Below are 22,280 nucleotides of genomic sequence, written 5' to 3' on the forward strand. Positions count from 1 at the left end.
TCAGCGCTCCAGGACGGCGCGCAGGAAGCGCCGGGTGCGGGCCTCCTGCGGATCGCTCATGATGGCCTTCGGATCACCCTGCTCGATGATCTTGCAGTCGGCCATCACCACGAGCGTGTCCGAAACGTCGCGGGCGAACTGCATCTCGTGGGTCACCACGATCATGGTCATGCCGTCGTCGGCCAGTTCGCGCATGACCGCCAGGACCTCGAGCCCCACCTCGGGGTCCAAGGCGGATGTCGGTTCGTCGAACAGCATGATCGACGGGTCCAGCGCCAGGGCGCGGGCGATCGCGATGCGCTGCTGCTGGCCGCCCGAGCAGCGGCCCGGGTGCTGGTTGGCCTTGTCCTTCAGGCCAACGCGCTCCAACAGTTGCAGGGCGCGCTCATCTGCTTCTTCCTTGCTGCGGCCCAGGACCTTCTGCTGCGGGAAGCTGATGTTCTTCAGCGCGGACATGTGCGGGAAAAGATTGAAGGACTGGAACACCATGCCTACGGTGCTGCGCAGTGCTGCAAGGTCCTTGGCGTTGATCACCTTGCCGGGCTCGATCGTATGGCCGGCCACCCGGATGGTCCCGGAATCGGGACGTTCCAGCAGGTTGATGCAGCGCAGGAAGGTGCTTTTGCCGGCGCCGGACGGGCCGATCAGCGCCGTCACGGTACCGGGTTCGACATCCAGGGAAACATCGTCGATCACCACGTGGTTTCCGTAGCTCTTGGAGATGTTCTCCAGCTTGATGCCGGTGCGGGGCGCGAGCTTGCCGTTCGCGATTTCTGAAAGGGTCATAGCGATCTTCCATGTGGGGAACTGGTGGGAACATCGTTTTCTGTGTTCGATGTCACATCATATGTGCAATGGTACATGACACAAGAAGAGATGCAAGGGCGGATTTTTGGGCTCGTTTTCCCGGTTGGCGCGGCTAGTCGAGAGGGTGCGCTTCGCAGGCCGGCCGCGGAATCGATGGTTCCCTTCAGGGACGATGGTGCGCATCATCGTCCCTGCAACGAATCATCGATTCCGCGGACGCAGGACACCCGGATTCTTTGCCCGCGCGATTGACCGGGCCAACCGCAGGGGCACACACTGTGGCTCAGGCCAAACTGTTTGGGGGAAAACATGGATACTCGGGCCAAGGCAATCCTGGCGGTCTCAGCGGTGATGTTGCTTGTCGTCGGCGGATTCCTTGTGTACGGGATGCTGCAGCCTGCTGCCGGCGTCCAAGCCGGGCCAACCCCTGATGCGCAGAAGACAATCGCGGTGACCACCGTCGAGCGGCCTTCGCCGGAGAAGGAAAGGATGACCGCCATGATCCTGGCAGCCGTTGAGGACAGGAATTCGGGCCTCCTGGCCGAGCCGCCGGCGTCGAAGCGTTTGGCCGACAGCGACTCCACGGCCGCCTTTAAGGAAGCCCAACCCGGGATGCGGCGGAGTTGGCAGCCCGCGCCAAGCGCTTTAGGGACACCGGCTTTTGGTACATCGGGGCGTCCTCCACGGTGGAAATCCGCGGCATCAAGGTAACTGCGGACCAGCGCTACACCTTGGTGGCTTTCAACGAACTCACCGAGTTGCGGCTGGCATCAAAGGCGGGCCCGAGCGATGTCCCCACAATGTACTCCCTGGACCAGACCGCTCGTTTCGTCTCCACCAGCAACGGCTGGCAGCTCAGCGAACTCGGCCTGAGCGACCCCGGGTCGAAAGGCCTCCTGCCGTCGACGATCGTCCCTCCGCCGGGCATTCCGCGGGAATGAGCGGGCCGGCCGCGTCCCGTAGGCTTCGGCCATGGGGAAACAAGGTGTACTGAGCGTCATTGTCGTTGCGGCCGCCGTGCTGCTGTCCGGCTGCGGGGTGGCGACGTCGCCTGCCCGGCCAGCCCCTTCCAGCCCAAGCCCGACGGCGGCCTGCCCTTATGTTCCGGAAGGCCCGCAACCATCGAATTGCGCGCTCTATGACCCCGAAGCCGCCATGGCCGAGAACGAGCGGTACCGCGAACAACGGCCGATCAGCGCAGACGCCAAGGCCGAATTGAACCGCCGGATCCCGGCCGTCCGCAAGGCGCTCGAGGCCCTTCCGGACCCAGCGGGCACCAAGGACGTTGAGCGCGCATTCGAGGCCGCCGGCTTCCATGCGCAGGACGTGCGGACAGACGATACCGGCCGCGGAATCCGCTTCGGCGCCGCGGCTGCGGGCGGCTGCCTTGTGGGCTTCGTGGGCATCGACGGAAAGGTGGAACTCTCGCCGCGCGGCTCCATCCTGGACGGCGGCTGCCTGGCGATGTCCGGCCACTGAACCGCACACCGCCAGGCGCAGGAAACCCTAGCCGGCCGGAACCGCAGCCTTCGCGCGCTCAGGTGAGCCGGCGCCGTCGGGCCCCTTGCCGGAACCGGGCTTCGCCGTCCGGTGGTGCAGCCAGTTCGCCGCCGCCAGGACGCCCACCAGCACGAAGGTGCTCACAAGCTGCGGGCGGGAGTCTTCGCCGATGAAGCCGACCACGAAGATCGCCGCGAGGATGAGCAGGCCGATGCCCGTCAGCCACGGGAAGCCGGCCATCCGCAGGGGCAGGGCGGTTCCTTCGCGGTCGGCACGGAGGCGGAGCGCCAGCTGGGCCAGGAGCGCGGAGGTCCACACCAGCAGCGAGGTGGAGCCCACGATGTTCAGCAGGACCGGGAGCACCTTGTCCGGGAAGATCACCTCGAGCACTGCGGTCACGACGCCGAAGGAGACGCTCGCGAGGACCGCCACCACCGGGACCTGCGCCTTGGAGACGAAGGCGAGCGAGCGGGGAGCCTCGCCGCGTTCGGCCAGGGAGAACGCCATGCGGGAGGCGCCGTAGAGGTTGGCGTTGAGCGCGGAGAGCAGGGCCGCGACGGCGACCAGGGTGATGGCGGTGGCCGCGCCGGGCATGCCGGCGGCGTCGAGCACGGCGGCGAAGGGGCTCTTGAGCCCGGCCGAGCCGACCGGGATGACGGCGGCGATGATGAAGATGGCGCCGATGTAGAACACCAGGATGCGCCACAGCACGGTGCGGACGGCCTTGCCCACGCTGCGGGCGGGATCCTCGGTTTCGGCGGCCGCCACGGAGACGATTTCAGTGCCGCCGAAGGCGAAGGCCACCACGAAGAGCGCCGTTGCGATGCCCGCGAAGCCGTTCGGAGCGAAGCCTTCTCCGCCGAAGTTCGCCAAGCCCGGAGACGGAACGCCGGGGATCCAGCCGAAGAGCAGCGCGGCACCGACCAGCAGGAAGCCGACGATCGCGGCGACCTTGAGCAGGGCGAACCAGAATTCGAATTCGCCGAAGTTCTTCACGCGGGTAAGGTTCACGGCGGTCAGCACGGCGATGAATATGAAGGCCATGAGCCAGACCGGGAGTGCCGGGAAGATCGTGGCCAGCAGGGCCGCGGCGCCGAGTGCTTCGGCCGCGATCACCACCACCAGCTGCAGCCACCAGAGCCAGCCCACGGTGGCACCGGCCACCGGGCCGAAGGCGCGGGCGGTGTAGACGGAGAACGCGCCGCTGTCCGGATTGGCGGCGGCCATCTCACCGAGGGCCCACATCACCAGGATGATGAGCGTGCCCGCCACGAGATAGGAAATCAGCACGGCGGGCCCGGCAGCCTGGATGCCGGCGCCGGATCCGATGAAGAGGCCTGCGCCGATGGCGCTGCCGAGGCCCATCATCGTGAGCTGGCGGGGCTTGAGGGCCGCGCCGAGCGACCGGCCACCGGGTTCCGGGGCGGAGGCGGCGCGGGCAGACGTCATTGTCCGTTGTTCCATGGGGAGTCCTTTGGGTAAGAGGTGGAACGGGGTGTTGGGGGTCAGGCTGTGAAGCTTTCCAGGACCGCGAGCACACGGTCGTTGGAGGCGGGGTCGGCCACAGTGATCCGGATGCCGTCGCCCTGGTAGGCGCGGACCAGGATGCCGGCGTTATCGAAGGCGTCCATGAGCCGGGGGCGGAGTTCGTCGTCGGTCCGGATCCACAGGAAGTTGCCCTGGCTGCGGGGCAGCGTCCAACCGCGGTCCTCCAGGATGGCGGCCATGCGGGCGCGTTCTTCCTTGACGACGGCGACCCTCGCCTCCATCTCGTCCGCCGCGTCGAGCGAGGCGATTGCGGCGGCCTGGGCCAGGGCGGTCACGCCGAAAGGGATGGCGGTGCGGCGCAGGCCTTCGGCGATCTCCGGCGTCGCCACGGCGTATCCGACGCGCAGCCCGGCCAGGCCGTAGGCCTTGGAGAAGGTCCGCAGGATGCACACGTTCGGGAAGGCGCGGTACAGCCCGAGCGAATCCGGTCCGCTGCCGGCGTCGGCGTATTCCACGTAGGCTTCGTCGATCACCACCAGGATGTCGGAGCGCACCGAGCGCAGGAAAGCCTCGATGCGTTCGTGGCTGATCGGAACGCCGGTGGGATTGTTGGGGGTGCAGAGCAGGATCACCTTGGTCCGCTCCGTGACGGCGGCGGCCATCGCGTCGAGGTCGTGGCCCTCGGCAGCGTCCAGGGGAACGCGCACGGCGCGGGCCCCGGCCACTTCCACCAGGATCGGGTAGGCCTCGAAGGAGCGCCATGCGAAGACCACTTCGTCTCCGGCGTCGCATAATCCGGTGATGATCTGCTGCAGCACGCCCACGCTGCCGGGACCCACGGCCACTTCGTCTGCGCTGACCCCGAACTGCGCGGCGATCCGTTCCCGGAGCCCGACGGCGGCCATGTCCGGGTAGCGGTTCATGCGGGCTGCCGCTTCGGCCACCGCGGCGGCGGCAGCGGGCAGCGGTTCGTGGTGGCTTTCGTTGCTGGCGAGGGCGGCGATGTCCACGCCCGTGCCGCGGCGGCCCGGAACGTAGGACGGGAGTCCGGAGACTGCCGCACGCAGGGCGGGTCGGACGGCGGTGGGAAGCAGCTCGGTGCTCGAAAGGCTCATGAGGCTCGATGATGAAAGTGACCCGGAGCACATTGCAAGATACGCTGAGCACATTGGGATTTCTGCTCAACTTCTACTAGCCGTGGTGAAAATATGACCATCCCTGGTGCCCGCAACCTTGATTCCCTCGATGCCCGGATCATCCTCGCCCTGGACAAGGACCCGGAAGCGAGCGCCTTGGCGCTTTCCCGGATCCTCGGCGTCGCGCGTAATACGGTGCACGCGCGCCTCTCACGGCTTGAGCGCAGCGGCGCCCTGCGTTCTTTCAGCCGCAGGCTGGATCCCGCGGCACTTGGCTACGGGCTCATGGCGTTCCTGTCCCTGGCCATCAGCCAAACCCGCGCCGGCTCGGTGGAGAACGGCCTGGAAGGAATCCCCGAGGTCATCGAGGTACACGCGACCACCGGAGACGCCGACCTGATGGCGAAGGTGGTGGCCCGCGATACCGCCGATCTTTACCGCATCACCAACCAGATCCTCGAAATCGAAGGCATCCAGCGCACCAGCACGGCGATCTCGGTGCTCGAACTCATGCCGCCCCGCTACGATGGCCTCCTCAACAGGCTGTCGGAGCAGGAAAGCAAGCCGCAGGGCTGAACCTTAGTGGCGCACGCCACACTTGTGCAGATTTTCACTATCCACTGCTGGAAACTGCCAAATATCCCATCAGAATTTTCGGGTGTTGCCAGCACAGTGCGGTGATCCGAAGATTCCTGCATGACTTCACTGACCGTCTCCGGCCGCGTGGCACAGGTCCTCAGCGGCTACCTCAGCGATGTATTCGGCGTCATGGGCAACGGGAATGTCTACTTCCTGGATGCCGCCGAGAAGCAGGGCCTCCGCTTCTCCCCCGTGCGCCATGAAGGTGCCGCGATCGCCGCGGCCGACGCCTACTACCGCGCCTCCGGACGGCTCGCCGCGGGAACTACGACTTACGGCCCGGGCTACACCAACGCCCTGACGGCCCTCGCCGAAGCGGTCCAGGCGCAGATCCCCGTGGTCCTCGTGACCGGCGACGCGCCCAGCACCGGACCCCGCCCCTGGGACGTGGACCAGGCCGCCATCGCTGCCGGCCTCGGCGCGGCGACGTTCACCGTCACCCGCGAATCCGCGGGCTCCATCACCCGGCAGGCGGTGGAGTACGCGCTCACCAAGCGCACCGCCGTCGTGATTGCCATCCCGTACGACCTCGCCGCAGCTGAAGCGGCGGACGAAGAACTTCCGGCGGCGTCGGCAGCTCCGGTTCCGTCCGACGTCAACGGCGGACTCGGGCGGGTTGCCGAACTGCTCGCTTCGGCGAAGCGGCCGCTGATCCTGGCCGGCCGCGGCGCGCACCTCGCCGGAGCGGCACCCGAACTCCGGGAGCTCGCCGACCGGCTCGGCGCCCTGACCGCCGGCACCGCGCTGGCACTGAACCTGCTGGAGGGCGAGGGGTATCTCGGCGTCGCGGGTGGCTTCGGCACGGACACCGCGGCAGGGCTCATGGGCGAAGCCGACGTGGTCCTGGTGGCCGGCGCGAGCCTGAGCCCGTTCACCATGCGCTTCGGCCACCTGATCGGGCCGGACAGCGTGCTGGTGCAGATCGATACCGCCCTGCAGCCCACGAACCCGCGGGTGGACATGTTCATCAGCGCGGACGCGAAGGCGGCAGCGAAGCGGCTGCTGGAACTGCTTGACGGCGGTGCGGTTCCCTCCGGACGCGCCGCGGCTTGGCGGGCGGAGGCCCGGAAGCGGCTGGCGTCCGGCGCCGGGCATCACCCCGGTTCCGCGGACACCGCGGACGGCCGGCTGGACCCGCGGGCCCTGGCCACAGCCCTGGACGGCATCCTTCCGGAGCGCCGCACGGTGGTCCAGGACGGCGGGCACTTCCTCGGCTGGGCACCCATGTACTGGCGCATCCCGCGGCCGCAGGACCTGGTGATGGTGGGTACGGCGTACCAGACCATCGGGCTTGGCCTGGCCAGCGCGGTGGGGGCGGCGCGCTCCATCGAGGACGGCCGCACCCTGGTCCTGGCGTCCGGCGACGGCGGCTTCCTCATGGGCCTGTCCGACCTCGAGTCACTGGTGGGCGCGGCGAAGAGCGCCATCGTGGTGATCTACAACGACGCCGCCTACGGAGCGGAAATCCACCAGTACGGCTCCCAAGGCCTCACCGAAAAGCCGATGCTGATCCCCGAAGTGGACTTCAGCGGTATTGCCCGCGCGCTTGGTGCAGAGTCGGCGGTCATCCGCACCCTCTCGGATCTCGAGGCGCTGCAGGACTGGATCGACACCGGCGCGCGCGGAACGTTCGTGGCGGACTGCCGGATCACGTCCAGCGTCCGCGCGCCGTGGCTGAGCGAGTGGATGAAGGCCTCGCAGGCCGCGAAGGAGAAGGTGGCGGGGTAGGGGTCTGCGGCCCAGCGGGCTCCGGTAGCACCGCTCCGTCCCGGTTGCTTCGCCCGGCATACTTCTGACGCCCCGTGTTTGCGCGGGCGGCGGACAAGATTCCGAGAGCAACTGGGGAGGAGCGTCAAGGTACGGCGATGGGGATTCCGCCAGCACCGCGATCAATCTTGCAGATCACGCGACCTCCCGGCCGCGAAACCCGCCTGATCTGCAGGATCAATTGAGCAAGATGCGACGGCGGCCGCGCACCCTCGGCGCCACTCCGCGCCTGCGTGAAACAATCACCGGATGGACGCCGCCGAACCCGAGATCGTTGACTGGCCGTCGCTGCTTCTTGCCGTGTTGCTCGACTCCCTCATCGTGTGGACGCCGGCGGTCCTGGTGTTCGCCCTCGGTGGCCCGGCCGCCGTCGCCCTCGGGTTGCTGACTGCAGCGGTGGCGGCGTACTGGGCGTTCCTCGCCCGCGGCGCGACCCCCGGGACCGGGCTTTGCGGATTCAGCTTGCGCACCAGATCCGGCGACAAACCTGGCCCGAAGTATGGCTTGGTCCTTGCCCTGATGGCCCTGTTTTCGGTCCCTGCCGCCGTCGCCATCGCTGTCATCAACGTCCCCGGCGCAGACGCTGGCGGGCCCCCCGGAGACCCGGCAGCCTATCCGATCCGCGGGGAACGGATAGCCCGCCGGCGGCTCCTCGAAGCGGCCGATGCCTACTGGGAACGCCACTCCGGCTAGCACCCTGTCCAATCTCCCCACCCGGGGCCATACTGAGGCATGGCTGCCAACGACGACTTCCTGTCATGGGTAAAGTCCACGCTCTACCAAGCTGAACTGGCCCTCCACAACGGCGACTCGGCTCCGCGCCGGGCCATCTGGTCACGCAACGATCCCGTGAGCATCCTGGGTGCGTGGCGCAACGCGTTCGGGCAGGACGAAGTGAACGAGGTCTTCGCCTTCCTTGAGCGCTCCTTCTCCGACTGCATCTCCTACGCATTCGAGCTGCAGTCCTACGACGTATCGGGCGATATGGCCTACACGGCGGGCCTTGAACGCACCTCGGTTTCTGTCAACGGCGAACCCGGAAGCTACGTCCTGCGGGTCACCCAGGTCTACCGCCGCGAGGACGGCGAATGGAGGGTGGTTCACCGGCACGCGGATACGGTGGCAGAGTAAGGCGGCCGGAGGCAGGTACTCGAAGGGTCTCCTTCACCAGCCGGTACACGCCTATGGTGAATTCATGGACAACCGTGCCGACGTTCGCGAATTCCTGACCTCCCGCCGGGCCCGCATCTCCCCCGAAGACATCGGGCTGCCCACCGGGAGCAACCGGCGCGTGGCCGGCCTGCGCCGCAGCGAGGTGGCAACACTCGCCGGCGTAAGCGTGGAGTACTACACACGCCTGGAGCGGGGGTCCATCAGCGGCGCCTCCCCCGAGATCCTGGACGCGCTGGCCCGCGCGCTGCGCCTGGACGACGCCGAACGCGCCCACCTCTTCGACCTCGCCCATGCGGCAAGCCCGGTAGCCCGGCCGCCCAAGCGGCGCAGCGCCAAGAGCTGGGCTCCGCATGCCAGCCTCCAATGGGTGCTCGACGCTGTGACGGCGGGACCGGCTTTTATCCGGAACGGCCGGATGGACCTGGTTGCCGTCAATTCCTTGGCCCGCGCCTTCTACAAGGACGTCTACGATATGCCCGGCCAGCCACCCAACCTGGCCCGCTACACCTTCCTCGACGAGCGCAGCAAGCACTTCTATGCGGACTGGGACGCCGCCGCAGATATCACCGTAGCCATCCTGCGCACCGAAGCCGGCCGCGATCCGCACAACAAGGAACTCCACGAGCTGATAGGCGAGCTGAGCACACGGAGCGAGGAGTTCCGCCGTCGTTGGAGCCTGCACAACGTCCGCCAGCATGGCACCGGCTTCAAGACGTTCCGCCACCCGGTGGTCGGCGAGATCACGGTGGCGTACGAAGGCCTCGAAATGGCCGCCGAGCCCGGCCTCAGCCTGACCATCTATGCCGCTGAACCTGCCTCCCCGTCAGAGGAAGCCATGCGCCTGCTCGCCTCCTGGGCGGCCACGGAGTACGCGAAGACAAGCGGGCAGGGAGCCGGAAAGCAGCACGCGGGGTAACTCCAGGGCCGGCTAGCTCCGCCGCTCCAGCAGGACCGTGTCCCGCCACACTCCCGCGTGGGGCCCATAGTCCATCAGGCCGATCCGCTGCCGGATGCCGACACTGACGAAACCAAGGCTGTGATGAAGACCGAGCGAGGCGGTGTTCTCCGGGAAGATCGTGGACTGGATGGTCCACACGCCCTGCGCCTGGCAGTGCTCAATGAACTCTGCCAGCAACCGCCGCCCGAGTCCCTTGCCTCGCGCCTCGCTGCCCACGTAAACGGAGTGTTCCACCACGCCCCGGTAGACCGGGCGCACGGACACCGGAGAGGCCGCGGCCCAGCCAAGCACCCGCCCGCCGAGCTCGGCCACCAGGCGCAAGTCCCGCCGTCGGCTGCTGTCAAAGTCCGCCCAGGATGGCGGCACGGCCTCGAACGTCGCGTTTCCGGTGGCGATGCCTTCGGCCCAGATGGCCTCGACCTCCGCCCAGTCGGCAGGAACCATCGGCCGGATGACGGCCCTACTCACGGGGCGGCCGTTTCCGCCGCGCGGCCGTGCTGCAGCCCGCTGGCGAAGCCCAGGGTGACCGGAACGGGGCCGGCGTCTCCGCAGCATGAATCGGCGTCCGTGTCCGCCAGGCCGGTGGAGCAGACGCCCGTTTCGGGGAGTTCGAGTTCGACGGCGGACGCCGCGGCGGCGTCTCCGGCCAGGGCGGCGGCGATGGAGCGGATTTGTTCGTAGCCGGTTGCCAGCAGGAACGTGGGTGCCCGGCCGTAGGATTTCATGCCCGCCAGGTAGAAGTCCTTCTCCGGGTGGGCCAGGACCGCCGCTCCGTGCGCCGGGACTGTTCCGCAGCTGTGGAAATCCGGATCGATCAGGGGGCCGAGCGCCTTCGGGGCATCCACCGCGGGGTCAAGCTCCAAGCGGAGTTCGGACAGCATGCCAAGGTCCGGACGGAAGCCGGTGGCGGGAATGATCCGGTCCACCTCGATGCTGCGGCCGTCCTCGGCGTGGACCGTCGCGCCGTCGCCGCGCACGTCAATGCGGGCGGTCCGGAAGCCCGCCAGGAGCCGGACGGCGCCGCTTTCGACGGCGGTGCGGAGCCGGGTGCCGAGCTGGCCGCGGGCGGGCAGCTGGTCGGCGTCGCCACCGCCGTACGCGCGGGCGGGGCTGTCCGCGCGGATGACCCAGGCCACCTCGGTTCCGGGGTTGCTGCGGGCCAACCGGGCCAGGTCCAGCACCATGTTCGCCGCCGAATGCCCGGCCCCGACCACCAGGGTCCTCCGGCCGGCAAAGCCGTCCGCGAAGACGTCCGGCAACGGGGCGGGGACCAAGCCGGCCGCCCGGGCTTCGGCTTCTCCCGGTGCGGACAGGCCGGAGGCGCCAAGTGGCGCGGGGGTGTTCCAGGTGCCCGAGGCGTCGATCACCGCACGGGCCAGCAGTTCCGAAGTGCCGCCGTCGGCGTGCTGGATCCGCAGCAGGAATGGGGCCTTGTCCCGGCCCGCGCTGCGGCCCTTGTCCAGGCCGTGACGGGTCACGGCGATGACCCTCGAACCGGTCCGGATCCTCCCCTTGAGCTGCGGCGTTGCCGCCAAGGGCTCAAGGTAGTCGCTCACGATTTCCGCCCCGTACGGCAGCGCGGTAGGCCGGGGCGGCACCCAGCCGGTGCCTTCGAGCAGGCGGACGGCGGCGGCGTCGAGGTTGTAACGCCAGGTGGAGAAGAGGCGGACATGGCCCCAGGCGCGGATGGCGGAGCCGACGGCGGGGCCGGCCTCGAGCAGCAGCGGTTCCAGTCCGCGTTCCAGCAGATGGGCCGCGGCCGCGAGTCCGACAGGTCCGGCACCGATCACGGCGACGGGCAGCGGGTTTCCGTTCATCAGGCTGCGCCTCCGATCAGGGCGGCGAGCTCGTTCAGGACCTCGGTCCGGGCGCGGTAGTAGACCCACACGCCGCGCTTTTCCCGGTCCAGCAGTCCCGCCTCGTGCAGGACTTTCAGGTGGTGGCTGATGGTCGGCTGGGAGAGTTCGAAGGCGTCGTTGAGATCGCAGACGCAGGCTTCCCCGCCGTCGCGCGAGGCCACCAGGGACATCAGGCGCAGCCGAACCGGATCGCCCAGGGCCTTCAGGAGAGCGGCAGCGCGCTCAGCGCCTTCTTCAGTGAGTGGCTCGCGGGACAGCGGGGCGCAGCACCCCAGCGGCGAGGCTTGTTTTGCGGGCGCCAGAGACATAGACATACGTAAATATATACAACCGTCTATGTCGGCAATCAAGGGTTGGGACAAGGATTATCTCGATGCCGGCACCCGCGGCACCCAGCACCGCACGTCCTCGCGGTACCGCCTGAAGTCCTCGCCGAAGCGGTCTTCAAGGTCGGCTTCCTCCAGCGGCCGGATGGCGTAGTTCCACAGCAGCGAACCGGCCACCGCGTACGCCACCACCAGCCACGACTGCAGGATCAGGCCGACCGCCACGCCTTGGGTGATGCCCGCGAGCGCCATCGGATTGCGGACCCAGCGGTACGGCCCGGCAACCACCAGCCGGTTGGCCATCGCCGAAGGCAGCGGAGTGCCCTCGCCTCGCGTGGACATGGCCACCGCCGAGGCGATCCCGAGCACGCTGGCCGCCGCCAGGATCACCGCTCCGGCAAGCCATGCAAACCACGGAAACGGCAGGCCCACACCCCAGCGCATTTCGAGGAGCTGGACCGCAAGTGGCACCACGGCCAGGAAGAATCCCCAGAACACCACCAGCTGGGCAAACGTCCTGGCCACATGGTTCGTCCCCGCCGTCCGCGGGGCAGAACGGAAGGCGAACGGACCGCGGAGGAGCCACTCATTCGGAATCCGGCCCAGCCACACGGCGCTCAGCGCCAGCAGGGAGCCCGCCGTCGCGGCTGCCATGGCCAACACGCCCCAGCCCGCCTCGCCGGTGACCGTCGCGTAAGCCGCCAGCACGACGGCGACAATCACCGTCCAGCCGGCGCCCACTACAGCGGCCGCGCGGCTGCCTGCTGCGGCCGCTGCTGACGCCAGGACGAAAAGGGGAAGGTCGAAGGCGGCGACGATGACCGGGTCAAGGCTGCCGAGCGTCGCCTCGCGCACTGCGGGCATCGTGAAAACCAGCACCCACCAGATCGCGCCGGCGAGCGCCTGCGCCGCGAAATAGGCCCGCCCCCACAGAACCACGCACACCACCGATCATCCGGAACCCGGCAGGTGAGGCCGGAACAAACAGTGGCTTCAGCGTAGCGAACCGGGCGCCCCGAGCCGCCGCGTGAGGAAGGCCACATAAAAGTCCGTCATGAAATCGGCCCCTCGCCGGTACTAGAGATGTGGGTGCTGATGGGGAGGGCACCTGTCGGACTCATTGAGAAGGAGAAAGCCATGGAGCACGGAGCCTCTCCCGAACTCGTCGCCGTGGATGCGGCACGGCTGCGGGAGCTCACCTACAAGTACGTCGAATACCGCCAGTCCCTCACCAGTTCCATGGATCCGGTCCAGGTCCTCAACCTGACCGGCGATGTCCTGGAAGCGGTGCGGCGGGTCATCAACCTGCCCACCGGGACTCCGGCCCTGAACCGGCAGGCCGGCCATGCCTGATTTGAACCTCCTCGTTTACGCAGGAACGCTGGCCCTTTTCGTCCTGGGCGCCCTCGCCGTCGGAGCTCTGTCTTTGCTGCTGTTCAGCGGCATCGCGCTGGTTCACAGCGCCAGGCAGGCCAGGCGCCGGAAGCGTCACGGCATGCGGAAGGAGTAGGGTGGCGAGGGCCAGGCCCGGTCCAGCAAACCTGGAAGAACATCATGACCACAACTGAGATTTCGGACGAGGAGCTCATCCGCTCCGGCCGTTCCGGGGACGCCGCTGCCTTGGAGGCGCTGTACAGCCGGCACCACGACGCCGGCCTCCGCTACGCGCGGCGGCTCATGGCCAACACGGCCGACGCCGAGGACGTCGCGCAGGAAGCATTCCTCAAGGTCGCCGCGGCCATGGAGCGCGGCAAAGGTCCCGAAGAGATGTTCCGGCCCTACTTGCTGCGGACCGTACGCACCGTGGCCACCGACCGCTGGAACCAGCAAGCCAAGGAAACACCGGTGGACAGCACCGGTGATACCCCTGTTGAAGACGCGTCCCTGGAAGCTGTCCTGCACCGCAACGACCCGGGCCTCGCACTCAGGGCCTTCCAGTCCCTTCCGCCACGGTGGATGACCGTGCTGTGGCATGCCGAGGTGGAAAAGGAACCGCCCCGGCGTATCGCGCCGATCCTGGGCATGGAGCCGGGCGCCGTCTCGGCCCTGCTTGTGCGTGCGCGCAAAGGGCTGCGGGAGGCATACCTCAGCGCGTACGCCGCCACTCCACCCCGGCCCGAGTGCGAGCCGACCTTCCCCTTCCTTGCGGCGACGGTCCTCGGCACGGGCGCCGCCCGGGACCGGCGGAAGGCCAAGGAGCATACCCGCGATTGCGAGGACTGCGCCAAGGTCCTGGCCGAACTGACGCACGTGGGGGCAACCATGCGCGGGGTCCTGGCTCCGCTGTTCCTGGTTCCCTTACTTCCGGCCGGCGCCGCCGTGTCCGGAGGAACGGCCGTGCTGCTGCCGGGGCCACGTTTGTGGCCGCCCGCTCCGGGGATGACGACGGCGCTCGTCGCCACGTGCGTGGCCGTTGCCGCCGTGGCGGGCGGCTTCAGCCTGGCCGGCAACACTTCTCCGGCGCCGGCGGTTCCCGCGACGCAGCCTGCAGTTCCGCCAAGCGACGCTTCCCAGGACGGCCCGGCGCGGGAAGCTCCGCCGCGGAGCACTCCGTCGCCGTCTCCTCCTAAGAGTCCCGTCGTGCCGGTCCCTGCGGTCAGCTCCGCCAGCTACCCGACGGCGGAAACCACCCCGGTGGTTGACTCGCCGGCGGCCACCGCGCCGTCGTCGACAACAACGCCGAGCCCGGCGTCGACCGCCAGCGCCACGCCGACGCAGCCACCCGCGCCTCCCCCGACGGCCACTCCGGCCCCGGCTCCGACCTCGGCGCGGCCGCCGTGCAACGACGTGCTGTTCTTCTGCATGCCGCGGATAAGTCCGCCGCCGCAGCGATAAGAATAGGCACCGGAAAACCGGGGCGAAAAGACGCTCGTGCTGCTACATTCGTCGCAGTGGGGGCGCGTCAGGGTACTCCCCTGTTGCAAGGAGCCCCGATGAGCGCTCAGTTTCCGCCCCCGCGAACAGTCCTTTTCCCGCCGGTCGAGGATGGAAACGCCAGGCGCTCCCGCGTCGGCAGGACCTCTCTCGGTGTTGCACTCCTTGTCATGTGCGCGATTGGCGCCGCCGCCGGGGTCTGGCTGTACTCGCAGCTCCTCCCCGTTGTCGACTTCCTGGACGACGGCCAGCGCGACGAGGTGGTGGCCAGCACCGCCTTGGGCGTGCTCATGTTTCTCGCTTTGCTGGGAACCGGCATCTGGAACCTTGCTGCGCGGCGCACTTGGGCGATCGCCCCGCTGGTTACCGCAGTCATCGTTTCCGGCGGGAGCTTTGTCTTTTCGGTGATCAATGCCATTGACCTCGCCATTTCCATGGAAAGGCGGCCGATCTTCTGGGCGGCCTGGGTGTATCTCGGACTGGTGATCCTGGCCGTCGGACTCCTTCGGCTCAAGCCGACGCCGGTCGTTTCCTACCCACGGCCACCGGGCTACTAGTTTTACTCGATATGCCCCAGCACCGAGCCAGGCGACACGACAGCGCCTGCTTCTGACAGCACGGAGGAGAGCGTTCCGCCTCGGTGCGCGGGCACCTGGGTTTCCATCTTCATGGCTTCGAGCACCACCAGCGGGTCGCCTTCCGCAACGGACGATCCGGGCTCCACCAGCCACTTCACCACGGTGCCGGCCATCCCGGACACCAGCGCGGACTCGGGGACAGCAGACTCAGGAACAGCGGCACCGGAAGCGTCGCCCGCAACCGGAGCGCCGCCGTCGAGCGCCACAGAAGGCAAGGAGCCACCCGACCTCGCCCATCCGTCCAACAGATCGGCGGGCAGGCCGACGGCAAAGCGCCTGCCATCCACATCCACCGTGATGGTGCGCCGTTCACCGGAGGGCGCCACGGGACTGTATCCGGGGTCCGCGGGGATACGTTCGGCGAACTCGGTTTCGATCCAGCGGGTGTGCACCCCCAGCGCATCCGGGGAGGTGAATTCCGGGGCTTCAAGCACGGCCCGGTGGAACGGCAGCACCGTGGCAACACCGGAGATCTCCATCTCTGCCAGCGCGCGCCGGGCGCGGCGAAGGGCCTGTTGCCGGTCGGCGCCGGTGACGATCAGCTTGGCCAGCAGGGAATCGAACTGCGGCGGCACCACGGAGCCGGCACGGACGCCGGCGTCCAGGCGGATACCCGGGCCCGTGGGACCGGCAAAAGCGGCAACCGTCCCCGGGGAGGGCAGGAAGCCGCGGCCCACGTCCTCGGCGTTGATGCGGAATTCGAAGGAGTGCCCGCGCGGCTCGGGATCCGCGGCAATACTCAAAGGCAATCCGTCTGCGATGCGGAGCTGCTCCTGCACCAAGTCCACGCCGGAGGTTTCTTCGGTAATGGGGTGCTCCACCTGCAGGCGCGTGTTGACCTCAAGGAAGGCCACCGCGCCGTTGGCCGAAACCAGGAATTCCACCGTTCCGGCCCCCGTGTAGCCGGCCTCGCGGCAGATCGCCTTGGCCGCAGAGTAGATCGACTCACGCTGCGAATCCGTAAGGAACGGTGCGGGCGCTTCCTCCACGAGTTTCTGGTGGCGGCGCTGCAGGGAGCAGTCGCGGGTGCCGACCACCACCACGTTTCCGTGGGCGTCGGCAAGCACCTGGGCCTCGACGTGCCGGGGGCGGTCCAGGTACTGCTCCACGAAGCATTCGCCCCGGCCGAACGCCACCACGGCCTCGCGCACGGCGGAATCGAAGGCCTCCTCAACCTCGGCCAGCTCACGGACCACCTTCAAACCGCGCCCGCCACCGCCGAACGCCGCCTTGATGGCGATCGGCAGTCCGTGCTCCTCGGCGAAAGCCCGGGCCTCGGCGGCGGACGCCACCGGCCCGTCGCTGCCGGCCACCAGCGGCGCCCCGGCACGGACGGCGATTTCGCGGGCGGTGATCTTGTTGCCCAGCTGCCGGATCGCCTCCGGTGACGGCCCGATCCAGGCGAGTCCGGCGTCGAGCACTGCCTGCGCGAAGTCCGCGTTCTCGGACAGGAAACCGTAGCCGGGGTGCACGGCGTCCGCGCCGGAACGGGCCGCGACGTCCAGCAGCTTGGGGATGTTCAGGTACGTGTCCGCCGGGCTGTTGCCGCCCAGGCTGTACGCCTCGCCCGCGGCGCCCACGTGCATGGCGTCGGCGTCGATGTCCGCGTAAACAGCCACCGAATCAATGCCGGCGTCCTCGCAGGCACGGGCAATCCGGACGGCGATTTCGCCGCGGTTCGCGATCAGGACCTTGCGCATCAGGGTGCTCACTTTCGTGCCGAAGTTCGTGCAAAAGAAGGGAAAACGCGGAAGCGGATGCTCCCGCCGATGGGGACCTGCGCTGCGCGGTCCAGGTGCTCGTCGGTGACCACCGCGATCACGGGGTAGCCGCCGGTGATCGGGTGGTCGGCCAGGAACAGCACGGGCAGGCCAGCGGGCGGAATCTGCAGCGCCCCGGCCATGGTGCCTTCGCTGGGCAGTTCGCCGTCGCGGCTGCGCGTGAGCGGTTCGCCGGCCAGGCGCATGCCCACCCGATTCGACTGCGGTGTCACCTGCCAGTCCTGGCTGCACAGGGCTTCGAGCTGGGACGGATCGAACCAGTCGTCACGCGGACCGGGCACGATGTCCAGCACCGTGACGCTGCCGGGTTCCGGAAAGTCCGGCTGCAGTTCGGGATTCCCGACGGCGGCGGATTCCGTTTCGCTTCCGACGCCAAGCACCTGCCCGGCAGCCAAGGGGGCCGGTCCGAGCCCGGACAGGGTGTCCGTGGAGCGGCTGCCGAGCACGGCCAGGGCATCGACGCCGCCGCGGACGGCGAGGTACGTACGGAAGCCGGCCTGCGGGGCACCGATGGTGAGGGTCTCGCCGTCGAGCAGCGCGAACGGCGTGGCCATCGCAACGGTGCGGGGCGCAGCGGGCCCGGCGTCGCCGTCGTCGTTACTCGAGCCGGAAACAGCGTCCGACGGCGGCGTGATGGTGAGGCTGGACGGCGCACCGGCCACGGCAATCACCTGGTCCCCCACAGCCTGGATGGTGAGCCCGCCGTTGACGGTCTCGATCGCGGCGGCCGTGAGCGCGTTGCCTACCAGCCGGTTGGCCCGGCGGAGGGAGGACCGGTCCAGGGCGCCGGCAGCGGACACGCCCAGGCCGCCGTGGCCGCGCCGGCCCAGGTCCTGGACGAGGCTCAGCGCGCCGGGGGCAACAATGCGGATCCCGGTGGCGGGCTCGGCAGCAGCCGCGGGTGCCGGAGCGGAAAGTTCCACGATTTCGCGGACTGCCCGGTACTGCACCCGGTCCCCCGGCCGGACCAGCGCGGGCTGTTCCCGGTCCAGGTCCCACATGTGCGCGCCGGTGCGGCCGATCAGCTGCCAGCCGCCCGGCGAGCGCCGCGGGTACACCGCCGAGTAGTTCCCGGCCAAGGCCACGGATCCGGCGGGGACTGCGGTGCGCGGGGTGGAGCGGCGCGGGACCTCGAGGGCCTGGTTTTCGCCCACCATGTAACCGAATCCGGGGGCGAAACCCGCGAAGGCCACAGTCCAGAGCTGGCCGGTGTGCGCGGCAATGACTCCGTCCACACCCAGGCCGGTGAGCTCGGCGACTTCGGCCAGGTCTTCGCCGTCGTACACGGTGTCGATGACCACCAACGCACTGTCGCTTTCCGCCGCTCCGCCCAGTTCGAGCTCCAGCAGCCGGGCGCCGATGGCGCGGGCCGCGGAGGCGGATTCAGCCACCACCATCACGGTCCCGGCCGCGGCAAGCACGTCCAACTGGCCCGGCAACGGGGAGGCGGTCAGCTGCGCCTGCAACGCCAGCACGTCCTCCATGCCGTCCAATTCGGCGAGCACCGCGCGGGTCCCCACAGGCCGGACGGAGCGCACCTTGCGGGCCGTGTGCATCCTGGTCTCCATCATCGTTTCCTTCAGCAAGAACTCGGGCAGGAACGGCTCAGGCCGGGGCGTCCTGCAGGAGCTGGATGTCCTCTTCCGGCTGCGGGTCGCGGCCCAGCAGCAGGCCCACGATCGTCACCGCAGAGGCGGCCAGCAGGTAGAGCGCGATCAGCCACCAGCCGCCCGACGCTGCACCGTAGAGCGCGGTGAAGATGATCGGAGCAACGGCGCCGCCGATCACGCCAGCCAAGGTGTAGGCCAGCGAGCTGCCCGCGTAGCGGAGGCGGGCCGGGAACTGTTCGGTGATGTAGGCGGCTTGCGGGCCGTACATGAAGGCGTGCAGCGCCAAGCCGATCACCACGCCGACGGTCAGCATCACCACGGACTTGCCCTGGATCATGAGGAAGAACAGCGGGATGTACGCGGCCGTGGCGGCGGCGGTGATGCCATAGACCAGGCGGCGGTTGAAGCGGTCGGTCACGGCGCCGGCCAGCGGAATGAGGAACAGCTGGAAGGCCGAGCCGATCAGGATGGCGGCCAGCACATTGCCGGTGGTCAGGCCGAGCTGCTTGGTGGCGTAGACGGCCACGAACACCGTGAACAGGGCGTAGAGGATATCCGGGCAGACGCGGGACAGGGCAGCCGAGATGAGCGCCTTGGGCTCGGTGGTGAAGACTTCCTTGATGGGAGCCTTGGGGCGTTCGCCGTGGGCCTGGATGGCCTTGAAGACCGGGGTTTCCTCAAGCTTGAGGCGGATCAGCAGGCCGAACGCCACCAGCAGGGCCGAGGCCAGGAATGCCACGCGCCAACCCCAGGAGAGGAACGCTTCGTTGCTGAGGGACGCGGCCAGGACGGCCAGGACGCCGTTGGCCAGCAGGTTGCCGGCGGGCGGCCCGATCTGGGCGGCGGAGGACCAGAAGCCGCGCTTGTTGGGGTCGCCGAATTCGCTGGAGAGCAGCACGGCGCCGCCCCATTCGCCGCCGACGCCGATGCCCTGGGCCAGTCGCAGCAGCACCAGGATGGTGGGGGCGGCGACGCCGATGACGGTGTAGTCCGGCAGCGCGCCGATGAGGACCGTGGCGACGCCGATCAGCACCAGCGTGAAGACCAGCACGTACTTGCGGCCGATCTTGTCGCCGAGCCGGCCGAACACCACGCCGCCGATCGGACGGGCCAGGTAGCCCACCGCAAAGGCCGAGAAGGAGAGCAGCAGGCCCACGAACTCATCCCCCGCGGGAAAGAAGATCTTGGGGAACACCAGGGCCGAGGCCACGGAGTAGATGGCGAAGTCGTAGTACTCCAGCGAGGTTCCGGTGAGGCTGGCGATGTACGCCTTGAGCGCGCCGGCCGGCGGCTTCCTTTTCACGGCGGCGGCCGCCTTGCTGTTGGTGGTCATGGTTTCCTCCGGGGGTGAGGGTGGTGCTGGGGATTCTTGGGGTGTTTGGGTTCAGGCGAAGCTGGCGATGGTGACGCCGGCGTCGCCAAGGGCAGCCTTCACGGCGGCGGCCATGGCCACGGCGCCGGGTGAGTCGCCGTGCACGCAGATACTCTCCGCGCGGACGCCGAGGATGGAGCCGTCGATCGCTTTGACCTTCTGTTCCGTAGCCATGCGCAGCACGTGCTCGGCGACCTCGGCGGGATCGTGCAGCACGGCTCCCGGCTGGCGGCGGGAGACCAGGGTGCCGTCCGGGTTGTAGGCGCGGTCGGCGAACGCTTCGGTCACGGCGCGCAGCCCGGCCTTTTCGGCCAGCCGCAAGACTTCCGAGCCCGGCAGCCCGAGGATCGGAAGGCTGGGGTCCACAGCCTTGACGGCGTCGACGACGGCCTGCGCCTGGGCGGTGTGCGCCACGATCGCGTTGTACAGGCCGCCGTGCGGCTTCACGTACTTGACCCGGGCTCCGGCGGTGGCAGCCAGGGCTTGCAGCGCGCCGATCTGGTACACGACGTCGTCAGCCAGTTCGACGGGATCCACGTCCAGGAAGCGGCGGCCGAAGCCCGCCAGGTCCCGGTACCCCACATGCGCTCCGATCACGACGCCGGCCTCCGCCGCCTTCTGCGCGGTGGCGCGGATGACGCTGGGGTCGCCGGCGTGGAAGCCGCACGCCACGTTGGCGCTGGAGACGGACTGGAACATCGCGGAGTCGTCGCCGAGGGTCCAGCGTCCGAAGGACTCCCCGACGTCGCTGTTCAGGTCGATGCTTGCCACTGTGATCCTCATCTCATCGGCTGTGGTCCATCTAGGATGCACTACATCGTCGGATTGTTCAACGATTCTTCGATCCGGAAATGTGGCAATCGGGTAAATTCATGTCATGGCACCTCCTCTGACCAGCAGCGCACGTGTCCGCATCGCCGTGCCCTCCGTGGCCGAACGCGTGGCCGAAGAACTGCGCTATCAGCTGGCCGAGGGCATGCTGCTGCCCGGCGCACGACTCACCGAGGCCACCATCGCCGAGGACCTGGGAGTCTCGCGGAACACCGTGCGCGAGGCCTTTGCCGAACTTGCCAGCGAACGCCTGGTGGTCCGCCAGCCGAACCGCGGCGTCTTCGTGGCCACCCTCGAAGCCGGAGATATCCACGATCTCTATACCGTGCGGCGGGCCATCGAGGTCAGTTCCATCCGCGGCGGCGGAAGCCCGGAACGGATCGCCGCCGTGCGGGCCGCCGTCGAGGAGGGCAAGCGCGCGGCAGCTGCCGACGACAACGACGCCCTCGGCAGCGCCAACCAGCACTTCCACGGCGCCATCGTGGCCCTGGCCGAGAGCAAACGGCTGGACACGATCATGCGCCACGTCCTCGCCGAGATGCGCCTGTACTTCCACAAGGCCACCGCGGATGCGCACTTCTACAGCGCCTGGCTGGAGGAGAACGAGGCCATCTGCGCCGCGCTCGAAGCCGGGGAATTGGAACGCGCCGGCGAGTTGCTGACCGGGTACCTCAACCGCTCCGAAGAGCAGCAGAGGGCCGTCCACGGGGAATAGCAGTTCCGGAGAAGCCATCCCCGGCGCGCCCGCGTAGCGTTGCTCCCATCACAAGCGACAGAGGGGGAACTGCCATGACCGAAAGCAACAAGTCCTACGACGGCTTCACCGAAGAAGAGCGCGCCGCCATGAAGGAACGGGCGCAGGAGCTGAAGTCCTCCGCAAAGCGCCGCACCACCGGCAAGGCAGCCAAGCCTGACGGCGAAAGCGAGGTGCTCGCCAAGATCGCTGAGCTCCCCGAACCGGACCGGGGCGTGGCCGAACGCATCCACGCCATCGTCAAGGAAAGCGCCCCGGAACTCGAGCCAAAGACCTGGTACGGGATGCCCGCCTACGCGCGGAACGGCAAGGTTGTCTGCTTCTTCCAGGGCTCGGGAAAGTTCAAGACCCGCTATTCCACGCTCGGCTTCAACGATCCCGCGCAGTTGGACGACGGCGAGATGTGGCCGGTTGCCTACGCCCTCACGGAGCTGACCCCGGAGGTCGAGACCCGGATCGCAGAGCTCGTGAAGAAGGCCGCCGGCTAAGCGGACCACAAACAACGGCGCCCCCTCCCGGAACTGAACTGCTCCCCGGAAGTTGGACTGAGAAATTCAGTTCCGACTCCCGGGGAGCAGTTTTATGCACGTACGTAGTTCATTGGCCGCAGCACAGCGTGAGGCGGCTGTAGCGTTGTTTGATGAGGGCATCGGGTACAAAGCGGCGGCCAGGTTACTGGGTGTCTCCAGTACGCCGGTCAAGTCGCTGTATCGGCGGTGGAGGATTCATGGGCAAGGGGTGTTGGTGACCAAGCCGACGAAACACTC

At 68.5% G+C, this 22,280-nt stretch carries 25 protein-coding genes; 14 read left to right on the forward strand and 11 right to left on the reverse strand.

Annotation, left to right across the window (positions count from 1 at the left end; all coding sequences use genetic code 11):
* Entirely contained in the window at positions 1-786 is a 786-nt protein-coding gene (locus tag BIU82_RS05390; protein WP_070348441.1) for an amino acid ABC transporter ATP-binding protein, read from the reverse strand.
* Positions 787-1,430: 644 nt separating this feature from the next.
* Here BIU82_RS05390 and BIU82_RS05395 point away from each other — a divergent pair.
* Entirely contained in the window at positions 1,431-1,748 is a 318-nt protein-coding gene (locus BIU82_RS05395; protein WP_070348442.1) for a hypothetical protein, read from the forward strand.
* Positions 1,749-1,779: 31 nt separating this feature from the next.
* Entirely contained in the window at positions 1,780-2,286 is a 507-nt protein-coding gene (locus tag BIU82_RS19595; RefSeq protein ID WP_139146515.1) for a hypothetical protein, read from the forward strand.
* A gap of 27 nt (positions 2,287-2,313) precedes the next feature.
* On the opposite strand, the gene BIU82_RS05405 is transcribed toward BIU82_RS19595, so the two are convergent.
* Together BIU82_RS05405 and hisC are read right to left on the reverse strand one after the other, a co-directional pair.
* Positions 2,314-3,771 carry an amino acid permease gene (locus BIU82_RS05405; RefSeq protein ID WP_070348444.1) on the reverse strand — a complete coding sequence of 486 codons (1,458 nt, stop codon included), beginning with the start codon at positions 3,769-3,771 and terminating at the stop codon, positions 2,314-2,316.
* 41 nt (positions 3,772-3,812) lie between these two features.
* Positions 3,813-4,910 carry a histidinol-phosphate transaminase gene (gene hisC, locus BIU82_RS05410; protein ID WP_070348445.1) on the reverse strand — a complete coding sequence of 366 codons (1,098 nt, stop codon included), beginning with the start codon at positions 4,908-4,910 and terminating at the stop codon, positions 3,813-3,815.
* A 93-nt stretch (positions 4,911-5,003) separates the two neighbouring features.
* On the opposite strand from hisC, the gene BIU82_RS05415 reads away from it, so the two are divergent.
* The 5 genes from BIU82_RS05415 (at position 5,004) to BIU82_RS05435 (ending at position 9,426) form a co-directional block, all read left to right on the forward strand.
* On the forward strand, positions 5,004-5,507 hold the full coding sequence (locus tag BIU82_RS05415; protein ID WP_070348446.1) for an Lrp/AsnC family transcriptional regulator: 504 nt from the start codon (positions 5,004-5,006) through the stop codon (positions 5,505-5,507).
* A gap of 120 nt (positions 5,508-5,627) precedes the next feature.
* Positions 5,628-7,298: a thiamine pyrophosphate-binding protein gene (locus BIU82_RS05420; RefSeq protein WP_070348447.1), complete on the forward strand. Its 1,671-nt coding sequence runs from the start codon at positions 5,628-5,630 to the stop codon at positions 7,296-7,298.
* Between the two features lie 288 nt (positions 7,299-7,586).
* Complete coding sequence (locus BIU82_RS05425) at positions 7,587-8,030, forward strand: hypothetical protein (RefSeq protein WP_070348448.1); 444 nt, start codon at positions 7,587-7,589, stop codon at positions 8,028-8,030.
* 39 nt (positions 8,031-8,069) lie between these two features.
* Entirely contained in the window at positions 8,070-8,468 is a 399-nt protein-coding gene (locus BIU82_RS05430; protein WP_070348449.1) for a nuclear transport factor 2 family protein, read from the forward strand.
* 64 nt (positions 8,469-8,532) lie between these two features.
* A complete protein-coding gene (locus tag BIU82_RS05435) occupies positions 8,533-9,426 on the forward strand; it encodes a helix-turn-helix transcriptional regulator (protein ID WP_070348450.1) in 894 nt (297 codons plus the stop codon).
* 12 nt (positions 9,427-9,438) lie between these two features.
* Here BIU82_RS05435 and BIU82_RS05440 read toward each other — a convergent pair whose 3' ends face one another.
* From BIU82_RS05440 to BIU82_RS05455, 4 genes are read right to left on the reverse strand one after another with little or no spacing between them, the layout of a single operon-like run.
* A complete protein-coding gene (locus tag BIU82_RS05440; RefSeq protein WP_070348451.1) occupies positions 9,439-9,936 on the reverse strand; it encodes a GNAT family N-acetyltransferase in 498 nt (165 codons plus the stop codon).
* Positions 9,933-11,285, reverse strand: coding sequence for an FAD-dependent oxidoreductase (locus tag BIU82_RS05445; RefSeq protein ID WP_070348452.1), 1,353 nt, complete (start codon positions 11,283-11,285; stop codon positions 9,933-9,935). The genes BIU82_RS05440 and BIU82_RS05445 overlap by 4 nt, the downstream gene beginning before the upstream one ends.
* The gene (locus BIU82_RS05450; protein ID WP_070348453.1) at positions 11,285-11,641 is read right to left on the reverse strand and encodes a metalloregulator ArsR/SmtB family transcription factor; all 357 of its coding nucleotides are present in this window, start codon (positions 11,639-11,641) and stop codon (positions 11,285-11,287) included. Before BIU82_RS05450 ends, BIU82_RS05445 begins: the two co-directional genes overlap by 1 nt.
* 51 nt (positions 11,642-11,692) lie before the next feature.
* Positions 11,693-12,592: an isoprenylcysteine carboxylmethyltransferase family protein gene (locus tag BIU82_RS05455; protein ID WP_253182695.1), complete on the reverse strand. Its 900-nt coding sequence runs from the start codon at positions 12,590-12,592 to the stop codon at positions 11,693-11,695.
* Between the two features lie 198 nt (positions 12,593-12,790).
* Here BIU82_RS05455 and BIU82_RS05460 point away from each other — a divergent pair, with 198 nt between their 5' ends.
* The 4 genes from BIU82_RS05460 (at position 12,791) to BIU82_RS05470 (ending at position 15,084) form a co-directional block, all read left to right on the forward strand.
* Positions 12,791-13,006, forward strand: a complete 216-nt coding sequence (locus BIU82_RS05460; RefSeq protein ID WP_139146516.1) for a hypothetical protein — start codon at positions 12,791-12,793, stop codon at positions 13,004-13,006.
* Positions 12,999-13,163 carry a hypothetical protein gene (locus BIU82_RS19835; protein ID WP_171906504.1) on the forward strand — a complete coding sequence of 55 codons (165 nt, stop codon included), beginning with the start codon at positions 12,999-13,001 and terminating at the stop codon, positions 13,161-13,163. Before BIU82_RS05460 ends, BIU82_RS19835 begins: the two co-directional genes overlap by 8 nt.
* A 44-nt stretch (positions 13,164-13,207) precedes the next feature.
* Complete coding sequence (locus BIU82_RS05465) at positions 13,208-14,488, forward strand: sigma-70 family RNA polymerase sigma factor (protein WP_070348456.1); 1,281 nt, start codon at positions 13,208-13,210, stop codon at positions 14,486-14,488.
* Positions 14,489-14,697: 209 nt separating this feature from the next.
* Entirely contained in the window at positions 14,698-15,084 is a 387-nt protein-coding gene (locus BIU82_RS05470; RefSeq protein WP_070348457.1) for a hypothetical protein, read from the forward strand.
* Between the two features lie 2 nt (positions 15,085-15,086).
* Here the strand turns inward: BIU82_RS05470 and BIU82_RS05475 are convergent, their stop codons facing one another.
* Genes BIU82_RS05475 through BIU82_RS05490 form a run of 4 tightly spaced genes read right to left on the reverse strand, consistent with a single transcriptional unit; the run spans position 15,087 to position 20,699 of the window.
* A complete protein-coding gene (locus BIU82_RS05475; protein ID WP_070348475.1) occupies positions 15,087-16,865 on the reverse strand; it encodes a biotin carboxylase N-terminal domain-containing protein in 1,779 nt (592 codons plus the stop codon).
* Between the two features lie 8 nt (positions 16,866-16,873).
* Complete coding sequence (locus tag BIU82_RS05480; protein ID WP_253182696.1) at positions 16,874-18,514, reverse strand: carboxyltransferase domain-containing protein; 1,641 nt, start codon at positions 18,512-18,514, stop codon at positions 16,874-16,876.
* 37 nt (positions 18,515-18,551) lie between these two features.
* The gene (locus BIU82_RS05485; protein ID WP_070348459.1) at positions 18,552-19,889 is read right to left on the reverse strand and encodes an MFS transporter; all 1,338 of its coding nucleotides are present in this window, start codon (positions 19,887-19,889) and stop codon (positions 18,552-18,554) included.
* A 51-nt stretch (positions 19,890-19,940) separates the two neighbouring features.
* On the reverse strand, positions 19,941-20,699 hold the full coding sequence (locus tag BIU82_RS05490) for a 5-oxoprolinase subunit PxpA (protein WP_139146517.1): 759 nt from the start codon (positions 20,697-20,699) through the stop codon (positions 19,941-19,943).
* A 106-nt stretch (positions 20,700-20,805) separates the two neighbouring features.
* Here BIU82_RS05490 and BIU82_RS05495 point away from each other — a divergent pair, with 106 nt between their 5' ends.
* The 3 genes from BIU82_RS05495 to BIU82_RS19600 all read left to right on the forward strand — a co-directional run.
* Positions 20,806-21,474, forward strand: a complete 669-nt coding sequence (locus BIU82_RS05495; protein ID WP_070348460.1) for a GntR family transcriptional regulator — start codon at positions 20,806-20,808, stop codon at positions 21,472-21,474.
* 74 nt (positions 21,475-21,548) lie between these two features.
* Complete coding sequence (locus tag BIU82_RS05500; protein ID WP_070348461.1) at positions 21,549-22,001, forward strand: DUF1801 domain-containing protein; 453 nt, start codon at positions 21,549-21,551, stop codon at positions 21,999-22,001.
* 94 nt (positions 22,002-22,095) lie between these two features.
* On the forward strand, positions 22,096-22,280 hold a 185-nt coding region (locus BIU82_RS19600; RefSeq protein ID WP_139146518.1), incomplete at its 3' end, for a helix-turn-helix domain-containing protein.

It is taken from the genome of Arthrobacter sp. SW1, from assembly GCF_001766675.1.
GTDB lineage: Bacteria > Actinomycetota > Actinomycetes > Actinomycetales > Micrococcaceae > Arthrobacter.

Excerpts from the sequence above, each read along its gene's own strand:
- BIU82_RS05390 (WP_070348441.1), bottom strand. The coding sequence starts at position 786 with ATGACCCTTTCAGAAATCGCGAACGGCAAGCTCGCGCCCCGCACCGGC.
- BIU82_RS19595 (WP_139146515.1), top strand. The coding sequence starts at position 1,780 with ATGGGGAAACAAGGTGTACTGAGCGTCATTGTCGTTGCGGCCGCCGTG.
- BIU82_RS05405 (WP_070348444.1), bottom strand. The coding sequence starts at position 3,771 with ATGGAACAACGGACAATGACGTCTGCCCGCGCCGCCTCCGCCCCGGAA.
- hisC (WP_070348445.1), bottom strand. The coding sequence starts at position 4,910 with ATGAGCCTTTCGAGCACCGAGCTGCTTCCCACCGCCGTCCGACCCGCC.
- BIU82_RS05415 (WP_070348446.1), top strand. The coding sequence starts at position 5,004 with ATGACCATCCCTGGTGCCCGCAACCTTGATTCCCTCGATGCCCGGATC.
- BIU82_RS05420 (WP_070348447.1), top strand. The coding sequence starts at position 5,628 with ATGACTTCACTGACCGTCTCCGGCCGCGTGGCACAGGTCCTCAGCGGC.
- BIU82_RS05425 (WP_070348448.1), top strand. The coding sequence starts at position 7,587 with ATGGACGCCGCCGAACCCGAGATCGTTGACTGGCCGTCGCTGCTTCTT.
- BIU82_RS05430 (WP_070348449.1), top strand. The coding sequence starts at position 8,070 with ATGGCTGCCAACGACGACTTCCTGTCATGGGTAAAGTCCACGCTCTAC.
- BIU82_RS05435 (WP_070348450.1), top strand. The coding sequence starts at position 8,533 with ATGGACAACCGTGCCGACGTTCGCGAATTCCTGACCTCCCGCCGGGCC.
- BIU82_RS05445 (WP_070348452.1), bottom strand. The coding sequence starts at position 11,285 with ATGAACGGAAACCCGCTGCCCGTCGCCGTGATCGGTGCCGGACCTGTC.
- BIU82_RS05450 (WP_070348453.1), bottom strand. The coding sequence starts at position 11,641 with ATGTCTATGTCTCTGGCGCCCGCAAAACAAGCCTCGCCGCTGGGGTGC.
- BIU82_RS05460 (WP_139146516.1), top strand. The coding sequence starts at position 12,791 with ATGGAGCACGGAGCCTCTCCCGAACTCGTCGCCGTGGATGCGGCACGG.
- BIU82_RS19835 (WP_171906504.1), top strand. The coding sequence starts at position 12,999 with ATGCCTGATTTGAACCTCCTCGTTTACGCAGGAACGCTGGCCCTTTTC.
- BIU82_RS05465 (WP_070348456.1), top strand. The coding sequence starts at position 13,208 with ATGACCACAACTGAGATTTCGGACGAGGAGCTCATCCGCTCCGGCCGT.
- BIU82_RS05470 (WP_070348457.1), top strand. The coding sequence starts at position 14,698 with ATGTGCGCGATTGGCGCCGCCGCCGGGGTCTGGCTGTACTCGCAGCTC.
- BIU82_RS05475 (WP_070348475.1), bottom strand. The coding sequence starts at position 16,865 with ATGCGCAAGGTCCTGATCGCGAACCGCGGCGAAATCGCCGTCCGGATT.
- BIU82_RS05480 (WP_253182696.1), bottom strand. The coding sequence starts at position 18,514 with ATGGAGACCAGGATGCACACGGCCCGCAAGGTGCGCTCCGTCCGGCCT.
- BIU82_RS05485 (WP_070348459.1), bottom strand. The coding sequence starts at position 19,889 with ATGACCACCAACAGCAAGGCGGCCGCCGCCGTGAAAAGGAAGCCGCCG.
- BIU82_RS05495 (WP_070348460.1), top strand. The coding sequence starts at position 20,806 with ATGGCACCTCCTCTGACCAGCAGCGCACGTGTCCGCATCGCCGTGCCC.
- BIU82_RS05500 (WP_070348461.1), top strand. The coding sequence starts at position 21,549 with ATGACCGAAAGCAACAAGTCCTACGACGGCTTCACCGAAGAAGAGCGC.